Below are 18880 nucleotides of genomic sequence, written 5' to 3'. Positions count from 1 at the left end.
GCGCAACGATACGCGACGGGTCTCCCTGCCCGCGCGCGGCGCTGCCGGCGTGTCCGCCCGGTAATGTTTCGTTATCGGCAGAACACGACCCGCTGCGTATAGATTTGCGGTTCTGCGACTGGCCCCGCGGGTTGGTTGAGTTCATGGTTGTAGGGCCGGTAGACCTTGCCGTTTACTGTCACGTCCGTCGCACGCGCCGTCTCGATCGTGTTCAGACCTTTGCGTTGCCAGTCGCTGACGCGGTCCGACGCCGATACGCTCGACTCGCCGGCGATCTTCTGCGTGATCGCGCTGCTGTCGCTCCACGGTTGCGTCTGCATGTCCTCCGCGTGCTGCATCGCGCCGACCGTCTTGCCGGTCGATGCCGGCCCGTTCTGCGCGTCAAACGGCGTGCCGCGACCGTATGCCGGCGATTGCCACGAAGGCGCATGGCCTTCCTCGGGCATCATGTAAATCATCTGCGGATCGCCGACCATCATCATCGGCACGCATGCCGTGTTGTCCGGGCGGCCGAGCGTCGTCAGCGCCTGCTGCACGCTCGCTGCGTTCGCAGCGGTCTGCTCGTTCAGGATGACGAACACCGCAGGATTCTGGAAAACCGACTGCGCGGCAGCTTGTGTGCCGTACAGCAACAGAGCGACCAAAAAGATCCTCATGATTGAGGCCTCCTTGTACCCTCGACAGGCAAAAAGAGGTGTTGACCTCGGGGATGGGACCAACACCCGTCAAACCTGCAACGCGCATCGCGCAGCGGGTTCCGGCGGCTCCCGCGCGACCGGCCTGCGGTCGCGCGGAAGTCGGACCCGCGTGCTTACGACGACGTGCTCGTCGAGATGACGGCCGGCGCCGGCATGGCCGGAGCGGCCGGTGCAGCCTGCTGGTCGACTGCCGGCGCGAGATCCTTCGCCTGGTCGGTCACGGCCGGCGAGTCGGCGGCCGGTGCCGGTGCGGCAGCGGATTCAACCGCGTCCGTCGCCTTCGCATCGACAGCCGGCGTGTCGGCCGCAGCGGCCGCTGCGGCGGGCTGCGCGGCTTCGGGGGCCGGTGCTTCGGCTGCCGCTTGCGGTGCTGCATCGGCAGCCTTCGCATCGACCGCGGGCGCGGGCATGGCAGCAGCGTCGGCCTGCGGGGCGGCGTCGGTCGTGGCCGGGGCGGCTTGCGCGGCATCCTGCGTCGTCGTATCGACGGCCGGCTGTGCCGCAGCTTGCGCGGCGTTGTCGGTCGCGGCCGGCGCAGGTTCCGGTGCCTTGTCGGCGACGGCCGGCACGGGTTCCGGTGCCGGTGTCGTGTCGGCAACCGCAGGTGCGGGCTCCGGCGCCTTGTCGGCGACGGCCGGCGCGGCGACGACGGCGGCCGCAGGGACCGCGGCCATCGCGGCCGGTGCGACGGCAGGTGCTGCCGCAACCGCGGGCGCTGCCGCAGGTGCTGCTGCCGCAACCGGCGCAGCGACGGCAGCCGGCACGGCTGCAGCGGCCTGCGACGCCTTCACGGCAGCCGCTTGTGCGGCGGCCGGCACGGCGCTGACAGCAGGCGCGGCGATCGACGGCGCGGGCATCGGTGCCGGGATCGGCGCGGACTGGACAGCGGTCGTCGCCACCGGGCGCGTCTGCGCGGGTGCCGGCGCGGCTGCGTCGAGCGGCGGCAGGCCCATGCGGTTGCGTACCAGCGGATCGCGATACTTCACGTCGTCGGCGACGGTCGCTTCGGCAGCCGGCGCCACGTTCGAGCGCGCCAACGGTGCGGTCGTGCCCGGGCACAGGTGGCCGGTCGCTTCCACCGCACGCCGGTTCGCATCGCTCTGGCAGAGCAGCGCGAGCGCAACGTCGGTCAACCCCATCGCACGGAATTCACGCGCATCGAGACGACGCACGCAGGCCTGGTCGACGAGCGTCGTGCCGCCGGTCGCGCCGAACCCCGGGAACGACACGCCGACGCTCACCGAGCCCATGCAGGTATCGGACAGCGTGGTCGTGAGGCCCGGCGCCTGGATCGCCGGGTTCGTCTTGATCGTCTGGGTACCCGAATAGTTGACGTTTTCCGCCGACTGGGTGTTGTACGGGTTGGTGCCCGGTGAGCCGGCCGACGCGAGCGAGCTCACGCCCTGCGGTGTCACGTTCGAGCCGCCGCTCGTGCTGGACGGCATCGTCACGTTCACGTTCACGTTCGAATTGCCGCTCCCGCGCACACCGCTGCTGCTGGTGGCGCTGCCGCCGGTCGACGTGTTCGTGTTCATGCTTGAGCCGCCGCCCTGGCTGATCGCGGTCGAGGATGTCGACGACTGCGAGCTTGAGGTCGAGTCGGCGGTTTGCGCTTGGGCACCGATCGTGGCCATCGCGAACATTGCCGCACATGCCACCCTGATCTTGTTGCTGTTCATTTCAATCTCCGGACGAGGTTTGACCTCCCACCCAGGCAACCGTACTAATTCCCCTGAATTCCTTCAGCTTTGCCTGCTTCCCCGAACTGCTTCCAGCCGCTACCCAGCTGGGACCACGAGCCGCCCGACATTCCCGGCCATGGCTGAGAGTCCGGTGCCCCGATGGCATTGCCCGACGAAAGCGATTGTTGTTCTGACGGGTTGGTTGTAGGGTTTGACGTCTGCAAATTTGATTGCACGTCCTCGGCAGCACGGTCAGCGCCATATGCCGTCAGAGACGCGAGCATCAGAGCGGCGGCAATCAGTTTCTGCTTCATGCCAACTCCTTACTTGAACAACAGCGCGGTAAAAGAGACCAGCGTCGCTGGGAAACTGGTCCCCCCGCACCAACTAATGACTACTCCCGGTCGCGCCCGAACTGGCCTGGCTGCCGCCAGAAGCGGACGGAGATCCAGCCGGACCGGTACTCCATACGGTCGACGAGTTGTAGTGGTTCGAACCCGCGATCGCGCCTGACCCGCCAGCGCCTGTCAGCCCGGCGGCACCCGCGTTGGCAATACCCTGGTCGTTCCCGCCCGATGCCGTGTAGTGGTTCGCGCCGAGCACGATCGTGGCGGTCACCCCTCCCGAAAGCGCATTCGCGTTCTCGTTCGTACTGCTGTTTCCACCGTACGAGCCTGCGGCACCGATACCGCCGCCTGCCGCGAACGCGCCCCCGTTCGAGCCCCAGCCGCTGGCCGTCGAAGTCGAGTTGTGAAAGGCGGATGCCGTGCCGGTGGAACCACTGGGCGTCACGGTACTTCCCGCGCTCGCGCCTGCGACCGAATTCGAATTGCTCGTATAGCTGCCGGACCCGACCAGCACCGAACCGGAAACACCCGCTGCGACGGATTGCGTCTGGTTGGTCGTGGACGGACCGGCGGCCAGTACGGCCGACGATAGGACGGTAAGCGCTGTCGCTACAATGACTTTGGCTTTCATAGCAATCCCTTGCTGTGAGAAGGTTCGGCGGTGGCGGAGCCGGGTCTGCTCCGATCGAGCGAAGCCCGGCATCCGTACCGCCAGCCAATGACGAACGCTACGCGCCGCGGCTTAGTGGTGCGTCGTCCAGCCGATCGAGCCGGCATTCGCACCGCTGTTGCCGCCAGCTTGCGAGCCGCCGAACCCGAACCCGCCAACCGTCGACGTTTGGGTATGGTTCGTGTACGAGATCGAACCGCTGCCCGGGCCGCCGGCAACCGCGCCGGCCGCGCCGAGTGCCGAGCCCGAATCGGTGGCAGTGAAGTGGCCGAAGCCGACGACACCGGCCATCGTCGAACCGCCGCTCGACGAGCTGCTGCTCGATACCGTGCCGCTACCTGCGAACGCTGCACCCGAAACCGCCAGAACTGCTGCTGCAATCAGAAGCTTCTTCATGGTCGACTCCATTACGGCGTGGACGGAACAAGCGAGGAAGGTTGCACGCCTTCAACCCTCCCGCCTCGAGCAATCCCTATAAATAAGGATCACTATCTAATTACGAAACCTCGATTCGAATCGAATTCTCGGTCTCATAATTTTGGTCAAGCGAAGTGTAGTTCGTATTTCTTAGTTTTCCGAAATTTATCGTAGGTGTTTTCGATAATCCCGGAAATACGCAGAAATTACATAAAAGCAATGAATTCACTCAATCCGGATTAACAAATTCGATATACCGGATTATTTTTTTCGATACCCCCAGCGCGGCATGCCGGCACGTGGCACTCCGCTTCAGCGCTCGAAAATTCGTGAATATAATTACCTACCGCAAATACAGGCCCGCCGACAATATCCGCCTTGTTAAAGCGCTGACGGGGCTGCTTTACGGTCTGATGGCATCGCTTCTCCCTGAGATACCGATCAAAGGTCTTCCTGGCAATCCGGCCGAGGGCGTTCGAGTCAATCCAGCCAGCGCCGGCATTGGCCCGGCGCAATCGAAACGGCCCTGCATGGTCGAAGACGAATCGGCGTCAAGCTGTCCGGCACGAACAGCGTGGCCCAACCGGGTGAACTGAATGAAGGCGAGCGTCGCTGTCGACCGGTCGTCGCCCAAAGCGACAGGCGCTCCAGCGCGTGCACCGCGCGGAGACCGTGAAACCGGCAAGGCGTACCCCGCGAAGCTGGCACTGCGTCGCGAGCGATACCCCTATCTGTCCGACTACCCCATTGTTGCGTCAAGAACGCGCTGATCAAGCTGCTGCTTATGGTCTTCATCGCCGTTTCCCCGACTGGCTTATTGACGAGTTGGCCGCCCCACATCTTTGTTACGTGATGTCGACCGCTCGCCGATGCACCGACTGTCGCAAGCAACATGCCATGCGTTATTTCACCGACCGTTGCGCACGGCGCGCTACAACGCCCGCGGGTCGCAGCGCCGCAAATCGCATTTTTTGTTTCAGGAATGTATCGTGGCAACGATCGGAACTGCCCCGCGATCATTGCGTGCCACGAAGCAATCCCGGCAATAGACGGACGAATGCGGGATAAAGCCAGGCCAGGAACGGGTCTGCGAACACGTGTTTCAAACTTGAGAAACACACCGCCGTGCATGCAAGGCGGCACCTGCACAGGTCGGTCGGGAAACGTCCGCGGCAGCCCGTCCGGCGGACCTGCGTCATCCGGACGGCGGTCAATCGAAGCACGCAACCCGCCGTTCCAAAAGCCCGGCGCGACGGGCATCAATACGTTTACAGGATCCGTGCTTCGTCAAAACCCGAACGCAATTGATTCATTCGTGAAAATACCGCCAGACTCACCCGTGTGCGGCAGGTCGAATGCAAGACAAAACCGGCTAAAAAAACAAATCCATTCGCACCGCGCCGACACGGCCGTCATCCCGATCCGATAGCCGCGACAAATCATCAACGCCCCCTCATTACCATTCATTGCAGCTGCCTTATCAACCTTTCCCTTTCCATTCGACTCGCCTCCTTTTTATTAAAAAAACATTTTCGATGATTCTTTTTAAGCCCGATCCATCGGTTCGCATTTCACGAACGAAACGTTTTTTAAGCAAGGACTGCTGTCAATCTCATTGCTGCAACATCGGCATTCCAACCTTCGATCGACCGTCGAACATCCGTCGCAGCAGGATTTGCCGCGCCTTTCGTGTGATTGATCCGTATCGCCGCGATCATTTCCGGCGGCATCGAACTGTCCCGACGATTCACGCGTGAAACAGAAATGCGCATGTCGCGCGATCGCGCGGACGCGACGCCCGGACGACACGTGCATCCAGCGTCCCTGGCATGCCGATTGCCTGATATCCGGTCCGAGCGAGCGGCACGTCACGCCCCGAAGAAGGCGGGCGGCGGCAGCATCGTCAATAAGCCATCCGGGGTAAGGTCATGAAGCTCACCAGCGATCGAGCGGCGTTCGCGCCGCTCCGGCATCAGCGTGGCAATCGGCGAAACCGGAATACCTGTCACGGTACTTCGTCGACCTACGCATACATGAACCGGCGTACGCCGACTCAATGCCCGCACACCGCGATGGCGCCCGTTCGTGCGCTCTTCGCGCATCTCGATCTCGCGCTGCCGACGACGCTCGACGACGGAGAAGACCATGAATGACCGGCTTTCGATCGACACGCGCGTCGGTCAACGCGTGCTCGTAACGGGTGGCGCCGGCTTTCTCGGCAGCTACGTCTGCGAACGCCTCGTGATGGAAGGTGCAAGCGTCACGTGCGTCGACAACCTGCTGACCGGGCGCAAGCTCAACATCGTCGATTTGAAGGCGTCGGGCCGCTTCGAGTTCGTGAAGGGCGACGTGTCGCTCGGCCTGCCCCAGCTGCAGGTGGACGAGATCTGGAACCTCGCGTGCGCCGCATCGCCACCGACGTATCAGATCGATCCCGTCCATACGATGATGACCAACGTGCTCGGCATGAACCACTGTCTCGCGCTCGCGCGCAAGACGGGCGCACGGGTGTTCCAGGCGTCGACGAGCGAGATCTACGGCGACCCGGGCGTGCATCCGCAGATCGAGACCTATCGCGGCAACGTGAACACGATCGGCCCGCGCGCATGCTACGACGAAGGCAAGCGCGCCGCCGAAGCACTGTGCTACGACTACTATCGCGCGCACGGCATCGACGTGCGCGTCGCACGCATCTTCAACACGTACGGCCCGCGGATGTCGCCGCGCGACGGCCGCGTCGTGTCGAACTTCATCGTCGCCGCGCTGAACGGCGAACCGCTCGAGATCTACGGCGACGGCAAGCAGACGCGCTCGTTCTGCTTCGTCAGCGACCTGATCGACGGCTTCTTCGCGCTGATGAGCGCCGCGCGCAACGTCGGCACGCCGGTCAACATCGGCAATCCCGGCGAATTCACGATGATCGAGCTCGCGGAAAAAGTGCGCGGGATGACCGGCTCATCGTCCGAAATCGCATTCCGTCCGCTGCCGATCGACGATCCGCACCAGCGCAAGCCCGACATCTCCGTCGCCGCCACCGAGCTCGACTGGCACCCGGACGTCGATCTCGACGAGGGGCTGCGCCGCACCGTCGACTACTTCAGCCGCGAACTGTGGCTCGAGCCGGTGATGCGCATGACGGGAGCCGCCGCATGAAAGTGCTCGTGACAGGCGGTGCGGGCTATATCGGCAGCCATACGTGCAAGGCGCTCGCACAGGCCGGGCACGAGCCGGTCGCCTACGACAACCTGTCGACCGGCCATCGCGAAGCGGTCAAATGGGGGCCGCTCGTCGTGGCCGACATCCTCGACCGCGACGCGCTCTCGCTCGCGATGGCCGAGCACCGGCCCGACGTCGTGATCCATTTCGCCGCACTCGCCTACGTCGGCGAATCGGTGCTGCTTCCCGAGCGCTATTACACGGTGAACGTGACGGGCACCTGCACGCTGCTCGGCGCGATGCGCGAGGCCGGCGTGAACCGGATCGTGATGTCGTCGTCGTGCGCGACCTACGGCATCCCGGACACGCTGCCGATCTCGGAGCGCACGCCGCAGCAGCCGATCAACCCGTACGGCTTCAGCAAATACGCGATGGAACGCATGGCCGCGGATTTCGAGCGCGCGTACGGGCTGAAGTGGGTCGCGCTGCGCTACTTCAACGCGGCGGGCGCGGACCCGGACGGCGCGCTCGGCGAGAACCACGAACCGGAAACGCATGCGCTGCCGCTCGCGATCCGCGCGGCGCTGGGCACCGGCAGCGTGTTTCGCGTGATGGGCACCGACTACCCGACACCCGACGGCTCGGCGATTCGCGACTACATCCACGTGAGCGACCTGGCGGACGCGCACGTCAAGGCCACCACGCACCTGTGCGGCGGCGGCGACAGCGTCGCGCTGAACCTCGGCACCGGCACCGGCACCTCGGTGCTCGAAGCCGTGCGCGCCGTCGAAACCGCGACCGGACGCGCGGTGCCGACCGTGATCGCCGCGCGCCGCCCAGGCGATCCGCCCGCGCTGTACGCGGACGCGACGAAGGCCGGGCTCGTGCTCGGCTGGCGGCCGCGCTTCATCGCAATCGAACAGATGGTCGAACACGCAGCACGGTGGTTTCAGAAGGAACGGCATCCCGAAACCATCCGGTAGTCACGCAGGCATCAGACAAACCCACGCAGGGGAATCACCATGAATGTGCGGATTGCCATCGTCGGCACCGGCTACGTCGGACTCGTCAGCGGCGCCTGCTTTGCGGATCTCGGGCATGACGTCGTGTGCATCGACAACAATCGCGGCAAGATCGACGCGCTCAACGACGGCTGCATGCCGATCTACGAGCCGGGCCTCGACGCCGTGGTCGCGCGCAACGTCGAACGCGGCACGCTGCGCTTCAGCAGCGACCTGGCCGCGAGCGTGCGCGACCGCGACGCGGTGTTCATCGCGGTCGGCACGCCGACGCTGCCGGGCACCGATCGCGCGGACCTGCGCTACGTCGAGGCGGCCGCACGGGAAATCGCGTCGAACCTGAACCGGTTCACGGTCGTCGTCACGAAGTCGACGGTCCCCGTCGGCACCAACCGGGTCGTCGAACACATCGTCGAGCATCACACCCCCGCCGGCATCGAAGCGGCGATCGCATCGAACCCGGAATTCCTGCGCGAAGGCTCGGCGATCGACGATTTCATGCATCCGGATCGCGTCGTGTTCGGCGCCGAGCATCCGCGCGCGATCGAGATCATGAAGGCGATCTATGCGCCGCTCGAGGCGATGGGCCATCTCGTGCTCGCCACCGAGATCGAGACAGCCGAGCTGGTCAAGTACGCGGCGAATGCATTCCTGGCCGTGAAGATCAGCTACATCAACGAAATCTCCGACCTGTGTGAAGCAGTCGGCGCGGACGTCGAACTGGTTGCGAACGGCATGGGCCTCGACCGGCGCATCGGCGCGTCGTTCCTGAAGGCCGGCCCCGGCTGGGGCGGCTCGTGCTTCCCGAAGGACACCCGCGCGCTGAAGGCGACGGCATCCGAATACGCGGTGCCGCTGCGCATCGTCAGCGCGGCGATCGAATCGAACGCGCTGCGCAAGGAACAGATCCTCCATCGCATCGAGAAGGCGTGCGGCGGCTCGATCAAGGGCAAGCGCATCGCCGTGCTCGGCCTGACCTTCAAAGGCCAGACCGACGACGTGCGCGAAAGCCCGAGCATCGACGTGATCCAGTTGCTGGTCGGCGCCGGCGCGCATATCCGCGCTTACGATCCGGCGCGCCCGCACGAGGCGTCGCGGCTGCTGCCGCAGGTGTTCATGGAAGGCTCGGCGGTCGACGCGGTGCGCAGCGCGGACGCGGTCGTCGTGATGACCGAATGGAAGGCGTTCGAGGCGCTCGATCTCGCGGATCTCGCGGACCACATGGCCGACCCCGTGATGCTCGACATGCGCAACCTGTTCAACGAGCAGCTCGCGGTCGACAGCGGCTTTCGCCGCTACGAACGCGTGGGCCGCTCGTGCGGCGAACATCCGAGCGCGGACCGTGCGAACGCGCTGCGCACCCCGTGCGCGGACACCCCCGCCGCGCCCCTTGCTGCAACCCTGATGGTCGACTCGAAGTAACCGTTACCCAACCGTTGCGGGAGAACGCCATGAAGAATCTGGTTGCGTCGCTTGCCGGCGGCCCTGCCCGGGAAACATCGGATACCGAAGCAGAGCGCGTCGACAGCCCGCACACGGACGTCCCCCTCCTCGTCCCGCTGATGGACACCGAGACGAAGGCGGTGTTCCAGGTCCTCGCGCTGTGCTGGTTCGTCACGCTGGGGATCTTCTGGCAATGGTGGCTGCGCGACGAGCACTACGTCGACGCGTTCCGCTTCGGCGTCAACTGCTTCGTGCTGTTCTGGACCACCTTCATTCCCGGTTACTTCATCTTCATCATCCGCTCGGCGGTCGTGCCGAACCCGGCACTCGCGGTGCCCCTCGACTGGCGCGTCGCGATGGTGGTCACCAAGGCGCCGTCCGAGCCGTTCGACATCGTGCGCACGACGCTGCTCGCGATGCTCGACCAGAGCTACCCGCACGACACGTGGCTCGCCGACGAGGACCCGACGCCGGAAACGCTCGAATGGTGCGCGCTGCACGGCGTGCGCGTGTCGACGCGGCGCGGCATCGCCGAGTACCACCGCACGAGCTGGCCGCGCCGCACGAAATGCAAGGAAGGCAATCTCGCGTACTTCTACGATACGTACGGCTACGACAACTACGATTTCGTGTCGCAGCTCGATGCGGACCACGTGCCGACCCGCACGTACCTCGAGGAGATGCTGCGGCCGTTTCTCGATCCGAAGGTCGGCTACGTGTCGGCACCGAGCATCTGCGACAGCAACGCGGCCACCAGCTGGAGCGCACGCGGGCGCGTCAACGTCGAAGGGCCGCTGCACGGCACGATGCAGGCCGGCTACGCGGCCGGGCTCGCGCCGCTCTGCATCGGCTCGCACTATGCGGTGCGCTGCCGCGCGCTGCGCGAGATCGGCGGGATCGGGCCCGAGCTGGCCGAGGATCACTCGACGACGATGATCTTCAACGCGAATGGCTGGCGCGGCATGCACGCGCTGAACGCGATCGCGAACGGCGAAGGGCCGCGCACCTTCGCCGATCTCGCGACGCAGGAATTCCAGTGGTCGAAGAGCGTGATGATCATCATGCTGCGCTACACGCGCCACTATTTCATGGGCCTGCCGCTGAAGCTGAAGACGCAGTTCCTGTTCTGCCAGCTCTGGTATCCGCTGTGCGCGCTCGCGATGGCCGGCAGTGTCGTGATCCCGGTCGTCGCGCTCCTCACCGGGCGCGTGTGGGCGCACGTCGACTACCTCACGTACCTGACCTATGCACTGCCGCTCACCGTGCTGATCCTCTGCGTCGTCACGTGGGTCACGCGCACGACCCAGTCGTGCCGGCCGCTCAATACGAAGCTGCTGTCGTGGGAAGGCCTGTCGTTCGTGTTCGCGCGCTGGCCGTGGGTCGTGCTCGGCTGCGGGTCGGCGGTGCTCGACTGCCTGCGCGGCAAGGAATTCGCGTTCAAGGTCACGCCCAAGGGCGGCGCGATCGAACAGGACGCGCCGCTGCGCGTCGTGTCGCCGTATCTGCTGATCTCGCTGTTCTGCAGCATGCCCGTCGTCGCGGTCGACAATCCGCACAACGCGGCCGGCTTCTACCTGTTCTCGACACTCACGAGCATCCTGTATCTCGTGATCGCGGGCGTCGTCGCCGTCAACCACGGCCGGGAACAGGGGCTCACCGCATCGGCGCTCCGGCAGATGTTCTTCAGCCGCCTGCCCGTGCGCAACGCGCTGTTCGTGCTCGCGCTCGCGATGCTGCTGGCGGGCATCGGGCTGCGCGCGCCGAAGGGCTGGCAGGCGATGATGTGGCGTTCGGGGCTGCCCGCGGTGGCCGCGCCCGCGCCGGGGCAGCCGGTGAAGCAGCCGGAGCTCGGCGCGTACGACCCGGGCCAGACGTTCGCGAACGATCCGGATCTCGCGTTCGATCACGTATTCGTGTCGTGGAACGCGCCGGACCTCGGCGCGGAAATCGACCACGCGTACCGCACCGCGCAGGCCCGCAACCGGTCGCTGATGTTGACCATCGAGCCGTGGGCGGTCGGCGACATGCGGCACGGCGACTTGCTCGAGGACATCGCCCATGGCCGCTACGACACGCGCATCGCGACGACCTGCGCGGCGCTCGCCGCGCTGAAGGGCCCGGTGTTCGTGCGCTGGGGCCACGAGATGGAAGTCGACACCGGACGCTACCCGTGGGCGATCGGCAACGGATCCGCGTATGTCGATGCCTATCGGCGCGTCGTGACCGCCTGCCGGATGGTGACCAACCAGATCCGCTTCGTGTGGTCGCCGGCCGGCAACCGCAACCTCGACGACTATTTCCCCGGCCGCGGCTACGTGGACGACGTCGGGCTGTCCGTCTTCGACTGCCGGCGCTGCGCGGTGTGGCCGCCCGGCGGCCAGTTCTCCGCGGCGAGCATCCTGAGGACCAAGTACGCGCGGGTGACCGACTACGGGCTGCCGGTGATGGTCACGGAACTGGGCGTCGACGGGTCGGACGCGCGCAAACGCGCGGAGCTCGACGAATTCCAGCGGTCGCTGTGGCGCTATCCGCTGCTCACCGCCGTGTTCTATTTCAATGCGATCGATACGCCCGGCGCGTGGCCGGCGAACTATGTGCCCGACTGGCGGATCCTGCCGTCGTTCCTGCAGACGAGCGTCATCGCGAAATGAGCGGCCGCGCCGCTACGTGCCGAGCAGTTCCTTCCGGCGCAGGTGCACGACGTCGCGCATCGGCGGCGCGCCGAACAGCCGGCTGTATTCGCGGCTGAACTGCGACGCGCTTTCGTAGCCGACGGTCGCCGCCACCGACCCGACGTCGCCGCCCTGGTGCAGCAACAGCCGCCGCGCCTCGTGCAGCCGCAGCTGCTTCTGGTACTGCAACGGGCTCAGCGTCGTCACGTGCTTGAAGTGATGGTGCAGCGACGACACGCTCATGTTGACTGCCTGCGCGAGCGTGTCGACGCGCATCGGTTCCGCGTAGTGATCGCGGATCCACTCGATCGCGCGCGCGATCCGGTGCGTCTGGCTGCCCGCGACGGCCATGTGCCGTAACCGCGTGCCCTGCCCGCTCGTCATCAGCCGGTACAGCAATTCCTTTTCGATCAGCGGCGCGACCACCGGAATGTCGGCCGGCGTATCGAGCAGCCGCAACAGCCGCAGCGCGGCATCGAGCAGCGGCGGCGTGAGTTCGGCAAGCGCGATGCCCTCGCCTTCCGGGCCGGCATCCGGCTCCGGCAACCGCATCTCGGCCGCGAGCTCGACGATGCGCTGCGGATCGAGCGTCAGCGACAGGCAGAGGTAAGGCGCATCGGGAGAAGCCTGCGTCACGCGCGAGAGGATCGGCAAGTCGATCGACGTAATCAGGCAGTTCTGCGTATCGTATTCGTAAGCCTGGCCGGCGACGATGACGCGCTTCGCGCCCTGCGCGGCGATCACGAGCGCGGCGCGCGACACGCCACAGCCGAGATCGACCGGATGCGCGTGCCGGTGCAGCAGCAGCGCCGGCACGGCCGTCGAGTGGGAGCCGTCCGTCGGCGCGAAGCGGCCGATCAGCGATGCCAGCTCGCGCCGCCCGGATTCGCGCGACGCCGCGATATCGGTCATGTCCATGACGCCATCCTCGATTCAATTTCCCTGTGTCGCGGGAGCATAGCGAAACGGCCCGCGACGCGCCGGGGATTTGCAGGATTGTTCAATAAATTTGCAGGATTGGGTAGACGGAAAAATCGGACCCTCGCGCACACTGCCACCTGATCCGGCGTACGCCGGGTTTTCCCCACGGAGACGAAAAATGCCCACCACGTTTGTCCTGAACGGCAAGAGCGTCACGCTCGACGCCGATCCGTCGATGCCCGTCCTCTGGGCAATCCGCGAACACGCGGGGCTGACCGGCACGAAGTTCGGCTGCGGCATGGCGCAGTGCGGCGCGTGCACCGTCCATCTCGAAGGCCAGGCCGTGCGCTCGTGCGTGCTGCCGCTCGCCGGCATCGCGGGCAAGCACATCACGACCATCGAAGGGCTGCAAAGCAAGCCCGCGCACGCCGTGCAGGCCGCCTGGGTCAAGCTGCAGGTGCCGCAGTGCGGCTACTGCCAGTCCGGCCAGATCATGTCCGCCACCGCGCTGCTCGAACAAAACCCGAAACCGACCGACGCGGACATCGACGCCGCGATGAACGGCAACCTCTGCCGCTGTGCGACCTACGCCCGCATCCGGGCCGCGATCCACGACGCGGCCGCGACGCTGGGAGCCTGACCATGACGATCGAACTCGACAATCCCGGTTCGGTGCGACCGTCGCGTCGCACGTTCCTGAAAGCCGCGGGCGCCGCGGCCGCAGTCAGCCTGACGATCGGCTTCGAATGGGCCGGCCTCGGCCGCCGCGCGCTCGCCGCGACGCCGCCGGCCGCCGACTTCGCGCCGAACGCGTTCCTGCGCATCACGCCCGACGGCGCCGTGACCGTGATCGCCAAACACGTCGAACTCGGCCAGGGCGCGTACACGGGCATCGCGACGATCGTCGCGGAGGAGCTCGACGCCGACTGGGCGAACGTGCGCGTCGAAAGCGCACCGGCCGATGCGAAGCGCTACGCGAACCTCGCGTTCGGCACGATGCAGGGCACGGGCGGCAGCTCGGCCATGTCGAACTCGTGGCAGCAGCTGCGCGAAGCGGGCGGCAAGGCGCGCGCGATGCTGGTATCGGCCGCCGCCGCGCGCTGGAAAGTGCCGGCGAGCGAGCTGAGCACCGCCGACGGCGTCGTCACGCACGCGAAAAGCGGCAAGACGGCCGCGTACGGCACGCTGGTGGCCGACGCATCGAAACTGCCGGTGCCCGACAAGGTCGTGCTGAAGCAGCCAGCCGATTTCAGGCTGATCGGCCATCGCATTCCGCGCGTCGATGCATCGGCGAAGTCGAACGGCACCGCGCACTTCACCCTCGACACCACCTTCCCCGGCATGCGCGTCGCGCTGCTGCAGCGCCCGCCGCGCTTCGGCGCGACGGTCAAGTCGTTCGATGCGACGGCCGCGAAGGCCGTGCCGGGCGTGGTGTCGGTCGTGCAGGTGCCGCACGGTGTCGCGGTCGTCGCGACCGGCTTCTGGGCCGCGAAACAGGGCCGCGACGCGCTGAAGATCGACTGGGACGAAACGCACGCCGAAAAGCGCGGCTCGGACGAGATCATGCGCGAATACCGGCAGCTCGCCGACAAGCCCGGCGCGTCGGCACGCAAGGACGGTGACGCCGACGCGGCTATCGCCGGCGCCGCGCGCAAGGTCAGCGCGACGTACGAATTCCCGTATCTCGCGCACGCGCCGATGGAGCCGCTCGACGCGGTCGTCAAGCTGAGCGCCGACGGTTGCGAGATCTGGGCCGGCGACCAGTTCCAGACGGTCGACCAGGGCAACGCGGCCAAGGTCGCGGGCCTGAAGCCCGAGCAGGTGCAGATCCACACGCTGTACGCGGGCGGCAGCTTCGGCCGGCGCGCGAACGCGTGGTCGGACTACGTGGTCGAGGCCGTGTCGATCGCGAAGGCGCTCGGCGCGGACGGCAAGCCGGTCAAGCTGCAATGGACGCGCGAGGACGACATCCAGGGCGGCTTCTATCGCCCGATGTACTTCCACAAGATGGACGCCGGGCTGACCGCGGATGGCCGGCTGGTCGGCTGGCGCCACCGGATCGTCGGCCAGTCGATCCTCGCCGGCACGCCGTTCGAGCCGTTCATGGTCAAGAACGGGATCGACGCGACGTCGGTCGAGGGCGCGGCAAACCTGCCGTATGCGGTGCCGAACGTGTCGGTCGAGCTCACCACCACCAAGGTCGGGCTGCCCGTGCTGTGGTGGCGCGTGGTCGGCAGCTCGCACACGGCCTACGCGGTCGAGGCGTTCGTCGACGAGGCCGCGCATGCGGCGGGCAAGGATCCGTACCTGTTCCGCCGTGACCTGCTCGCGAAGGAGCCGCGCATGCGCGCGGTGCTGGACCTGGCCGCGCAGAAAGCCGGCTGGGATCCGGCGAAGCCGCTGCCGAAGGGCCGCGGGCGCGGCATCGCCGTCGCCGAGGCGTTCAAGAGCTATGTCGCGCAGGTGGCCGAGGTGTCGATCGACGCCGACGGCAAGGTGAAGGTCGAGCGCGTGGTGTGCGCGGTCGACTGCGGGATCGCGATCAATCCCGACATCGTCGCCGCGCAGATGGAAGGCGGGATCGGCTTCGGCCTCGGCGCGGTGCTGCATAGCGCGATCACGCTGAAGGACGGTCAGGTCGAGCAACGCAACTTCGACGGCTACCACGTGCTGCGGATGGCGGAGATGCCGAAGGTCGAGGTGCACATCGTGCCGTCGGCCGAAGCGCCGACCGGCGTCGGCGAGCCCGGCGTCGCGCCGGTCGGGCCGGCGGTGGCCAACGCGATCTTCGCGGCGACGGGCAAGCGGCATTACGTGCTGCCGTTCGATTCGGCGGATACCGCGAAGGCTTGATGGCGGGAAAGGCCGGCCGCGGGCGGAGACGTCGCGCGGCCGGCCCGATCCTCGGGAAACAATGGCTCGAAAGCAGCGACAGTCGTCATGCGTTGATGTCGGGTTCGATGTAGGGTTTCATGGAGGTTTTTTCCATAGGCGCTCCCCCGACCGCATCTCGCCCGACCCGCTTCATCACCCGCCCGCTCCCGCCGTCCGTTCCCACGTTACGCCGCCCGTAACGCACGTAACGTTCCCGCTTCACGCTACGTAACAATCCTTCAATGCGGCTCCGACCCTTCCACTGCCGCCACGCCCCCCCGCGTTAAAAATTCTTTTAAATTCAAGGCCGGCAGGCCGATGGCGCCGCCGCCGGCGACCGTCGTTGCATGACAGGATGCCCCTGGCCCGGAAGTTGCGTGACTTGTTCCCGCAAACACTCCTTTACGGACATGCGAGGGCCACCATGGATTGCAAATACCTGTACATCGACAACATAAAAATCAACTTCGTACGCCGCACGATCGAAATCGACAACAAAGTCATCGACGTCACGCCGCGCGAATTCGACGTCGTCGAATTCCTGCTCGACAACATGAACAAGATCGTGCCGCGGCAAGCAATCCAGGAAGCGGTCTGGGGCCGCGAGCTCGGCGTGTCGTCGCGCACGCTCGACACCCATATCTCGCGCATTCGTTCGAAGCTGCAGCTCGATCACGACAAGAACCTGCGGATCATCCCGATCTACGCGGTCGGCTATCGGCTGGTGCTGTTCGGTGCAGCCATGACGCACGTCGAACGCCACGACGCGGCGCCGATCCTGCGCGCCGCGCCGCAGCCGGCGATGGCCGCCGACTACGCGTAACGCGTAGCGGCCGACCCGCGCGCCGCTGTTACGCGGCGCGCCGGCCAGGTTTCCCCCCGACGCGCTGCGCGCCCCGCCGTGCAGTGCATCGCGGCCCGGCACGCCTGCCGCGCCGCGACACGACCGCCGCCTCCGGGCGGCGGTCGCCTTTACCGGCGCTGCGCCTCAGCCGGCGCGCTGCGCGTCGAGCCACGCCTGGAACATCAGCACCGTCCACAACGGGTGCTGCCAGTTCATCCGGCCCGTCTGGTGCTGCCGCCACAGCCGCTCGACCGCCTGCGGATCGAAGAACCCCTCGTCGCGCAACCGCGACGGCTGCAGCAGCGCGTCGGCCCAGTCGCGCAATGCGCCGCGCAGCCAGTGATCGACGGGCGCGCAGAATCCCTGCTTCGGCCGGTCGATCAGCACCGACGGCACGTACCGGTCCAGCAGCCGGCGCAGCACCGCCTTCGACTGCCCTTCCGGCAAGCGCACGGATGCCGGCAGCCGCCACGCGAATTCGACGACGTGATGATCGAGGAACGGCATGCGCGTCTCGAGGCTCACCGCCATCGCCGCACGATCGACCTTCGCGAGGATGTCGGTCGGCAGGTACGTGAGCGTGTCGATCGCCATCGCCTGCTCGGCGAAGCTCAGGTGCGCGGGCCACGCGGACACCGTATCGAGCGGCGTCGGCGGCTCCTGGCCGGCGAGCGCGATGCGCTCCGGATGGTGCACCGACGACATCAGCAGCCGGTACAGCCCGATCCGGCTCTCGGCCGTCATCACGTGGCCGAGCTTGTGCAGCCGGTCGCCGATGCGCGTCGCCGATTCGCGTGCCTCCACGCCGCCCCACGCGCCCTGCGCAACCGCCGCGAGCTGGTCCGCGTGATCGGGGCGCAGCGCATGCAGCGCGGCGGCGATCCGCGCACGCACCGCCGCCGGCACGCGATGCAGCTTGCGCCACAGGCGCGGCGTCAGGAAGTAGCGCGTATAACCGCCGAACAGTTCGTCGCCGCCGTCGCCGGACAGGCTCACCTTCACGTGCCGGCGCGTCAGCTCCGACACGAGGAAAGTCGGAATCTGCGATGCATCGGCGAACGGTTCGTCGTAGATCGTCGGCAGCTTCGGCACGACGCCGAGCGCGTGATCGGCCGTCACGTAGAGTTCGGTGTGCCGCGTGCCGAGGTGGCGTGCCACCGCCTTCGCGTAACCGGCCTCGTCGTAGCCGGCCTCGTGAAAACCGATCGTGAACGTGTCGACCGGATTCGACGATTGCGCCTGCATCAGCGCGACGATCGCCGACGAATCGACGCCGCCCGACAGGAATGCGCCGAGCGGCACGTCGGCTTCCATCTGCCGCGCCACCGCCTGACGCAAGATCACGTCGAGCTGCTCGACGGCGGCGTCGATGCTGCCGTCGAACGGCGCCTCGCGCCCCGCTTCGATTGCCTGCTCGAGCGTCCAGTACGCTCGCACGCGCGGCATGTCCCGCGCATGCTCGAACTGGATGTAGGTGCCCGGCGGCAGCTTGCTGATGCCGCGATAGATCGTATGCGGCGCGGGCACGCTCGACTGGCGCAGATACAGGCACAGCGCATCGCGATCGATCACGCCGTCGAAACCCGGATAGCCGCGCAGCGCCTTGAGCTCCGACGCGAACACCAGCGCGTCGCCGATCCGGCCGTAATAGAGCGGCTTCTCGCCGATCCGGTCGCGTGCGAGCGTGAGCACCCGCGACGCGCGATTCCACAGCGCGAACGCGAACATGCCGGTCGCGCGCCGCAGCGTCGCCTCGACACCCCACGCGACGATCGCCGCGATCAGTACCTCGCTGTCGGAGTGGCCACGCCACGCCGGTGCGCGACCCGCGCGCTCGAGCTCCGCGCGCAACTCGCGATGGTTGTAGATTTCGCCATTGAAGACCATGACGTAACGGCCGCACGCGGAAGCCATCGGCTGCCGGCCGTGCACCGACAGATCGACGATCGCGAGCCGCCGGTGGCCGAGCGCAATACCGGCTTCCGGGTCGACCCACATGCCTTGCCCGTCGGGCCCGCGATGCGCGAGGCGCGTCGTCATCCGCGCAAGCGTGCCGCGCGCTGTCTCCTCATCGAAGGCGACGCTATTCAGAAAGCCGTCGATTCCGCACATTGATTTATCCGCCCCTGTTAACCTG

At 66.6% G+C, this 18880-nt stretch carries 16 protein-coding genes; 8 read left to right on the top strand and 8 right to left on the bottom strand.

The window, feature by feature from the left end; all coding sequences use genetic code 11:
• Positions 1-71: 71 nt before the first annotated feature.
• The 5 genes from BX604_RS15445 to BX604_RS15425 all read right to left on the bottom strand — a co-directional run bounded on the left by BX604_RS15445 (position 72) and on the right by BX604_RS15425 (position 3793).
• Positions 72-656 (bottom strand): hypothetical protein, encoded by a 585-nt coding sequence (locus tag BX604_RS15445; protein ID WP_098551556.1) that lies wholly within the window; start codon positions 654-656, stop codon positions 72-74.
• Between the two features lie 155 nt (positions 657-811).
• Entirely contained in the window at positions 812-2377 is a 1566-nt protein-coding gene (locus tag BX604_RS15440) for a chemotaxis protein CheA (RefSeq protein ID WP_098551555.1), read from the bottom strand.
• Positions 2378-2421: 44 nt separating this feature from the next.
• On the bottom strand, positions 2422-2694 hold the full coding sequence (locus BX604_RS15435; RefSeq protein ID WP_098551554.1) for a hypothetical protein: 273 nt from the start codon (positions 2692-2694) through the stop codon (positions 2422-2424).
• 73 nt (positions 2695-2767) lie between these two features.
• On the bottom strand, positions 2768-3358 hold the full coding sequence (locus BX604_RS15430; protein WP_098552894.1) for a hypothetical protein: 591 nt from the start codon (positions 3356-3358) through the stop codon (positions 2768-2770).
• 111 nt (positions 3359-3469) lie between these two features.
• Entirely contained in the window at positions 3470-3793 is a 324-nt protein-coding gene (locus BX604_RS15425) for a hypothetical protein (protein ID WP_098552893.1), read from the bottom strand.
• 350 nt (positions 3794-4143) lie between these two features.
• On the opposite strand from BX604_RS15425, the gene BX604_RS39010 reads away from it, so the two are divergent.
• A complete protein-coding gene (locus BX604_RS39010; RefSeq protein ID WP_175799696.1) occupies positions 4144-4410 on the top strand; it encodes a hypothetical protein in 267 nt (88 codons plus the stop codon).
• Positions 4411-5682: 1272 nt separating this feature from the next.
• On the opposite strand, the gene BX604_RS38405 is transcribed toward BX604_RS39010, so the two are convergent.
• Positions 5683-5961, bottom strand: a complete 279-nt coding sequence (locus BX604_RS38405) for a hypothetical protein (RefSeq protein ID WP_143748045.1) — start codon at positions 5959-5961, stop codon at positions 5683-5685.
• Here BX604_RS38405 and BX604_RS15415 point away from each other — a divergent pair.
• From BX604_RS15415 to BX604_RS15400, 4 genes are read left to right on the top strand one after another with little or no spacing between them, the layout of a single operon-like run.
• A complete protein-coding gene (locus BX604_RS15415; RefSeq protein ID WP_098551553.1) occupies positions 5960-6967 on the top strand; it encodes a UDP-glucuronic acid decarboxylase family protein in 1008 nt (335 codons plus the stop codon). The genes BX604_RS38405 and BX604_RS15415 overlap by 2 nt on opposite strands.
• Entirely contained in the window at positions 6964-7953 is a 990-nt protein-coding gene (galE, locus tag BX604_RS15410) for a UDP-glucose 4-epimerase GalE (protein WP_098551552.1), read from the top strand. The genes BX604_RS15415 and galE overlap by 4 nt, the downstream gene beginning before the upstream one ends.
• A gap of 39 nt (positions 7954-7992) precedes the next feature.
• Entirely contained in the window at positions 7993-9411 is a 1419-nt protein-coding gene (locus BX604_RS15405) for a UDP-glucose dehydrogenase family protein (RefSeq protein ID WP_098551551.1), read from the top strand.
• 29 nt (positions 9412-9440) lie between these two features.
• Positions 9441-12083: a glycosyltransferase gene (locus BX604_RS15400; protein ID WP_098551550.1), complete on the top strand. Its 2643-nt coding sequence runs from the start codon at positions 9441-9443 to the stop codon at positions 12081-12083.
• Between the two features lie 12 nt (positions 12084-12095).
• Here BX604_RS15400 and BX604_RS15395 read toward each other — a convergent pair whose 3' ends face one another.
• Positions 12096-13022 carry an AraC family transcriptional regulator gene (locus tag BX604_RS15395; RefSeq protein ID WP_096508102.1) on the bottom strand — a complete coding sequence of 309 codons (927 nt, stop codon included), beginning with the start codon at positions 13020-13022 and terminating at the stop codon, positions 12096-12098.
• 181 nt (positions 13023-13203) lie between these two features.
• Between BX604_RS15395 and BX604_RS15390 the strand changes: the two genes are divergently transcribed.
• From BX604_RS15390 to BX604_RS15380, 3 genes are all read left to right on the top strand, one after another.
• Positions 13204-13665 (top strand): (2Fe-2S)-binding protein, encoded by a 462-nt coding sequence (locus tag BX604_RS15390; RefSeq protein ID WP_098551549.1) that lies wholly within the window; start codon positions 13204-13206, stop codon positions 13663-13665.
• A 2-nt stretch (positions 13666-13667) separates the two neighbouring features.
• Positions 13668-15878, top strand: coding sequence for a xanthine dehydrogenase family protein molybdopterin-binding subunit (locus tag BX604_RS15385; RefSeq protein ID WP_098551548.1), 2211 nt, complete (start codon positions 13668-13670; stop codon positions 15876-15878).
• 445 nt (positions 15879-16323) lie between these two features.
• Positions 16324-16722, top strand: a complete 399-nt coding sequence (locus BX604_RS15380; RefSeq protein ID WP_098551547.1) for a winged helix-turn-helix domain-containing protein — start codon at positions 16324-16326, stop codon at positions 16720-16722.
• Between the two features lie 165 nt (positions 16723-16887).
• On the opposite strand, the gene asnB is transcribed toward BX604_RS15380, so the two are convergent.
• On the bottom strand, positions 16888-18855 hold the full coding sequence (asnB, locus tag BX604_RS15375) for an asparagine synthase (glutamine-hydrolyzing) (protein WP_098551546.1): 1968 nt from the start codon (positions 18853-18855) through the stop codon (positions 16888-16890).
• Between the last annotated feature and the right edge of the window lie 25 nt (positions 18856-18880).

This window comes from Burkholderia sp. JKS000303 (genome assembly GCF_002563755.1).
Classification (GTDB): Bacteria; Pseudomonadota; Gammaproteobacteria; order Burkholderiales; family Burkholderiaceae; genus Burkholderia; species Burkholderia anthina_B.
This window is presented reverse-complemented; position numbering and strand designations above follow the sequence as displayed.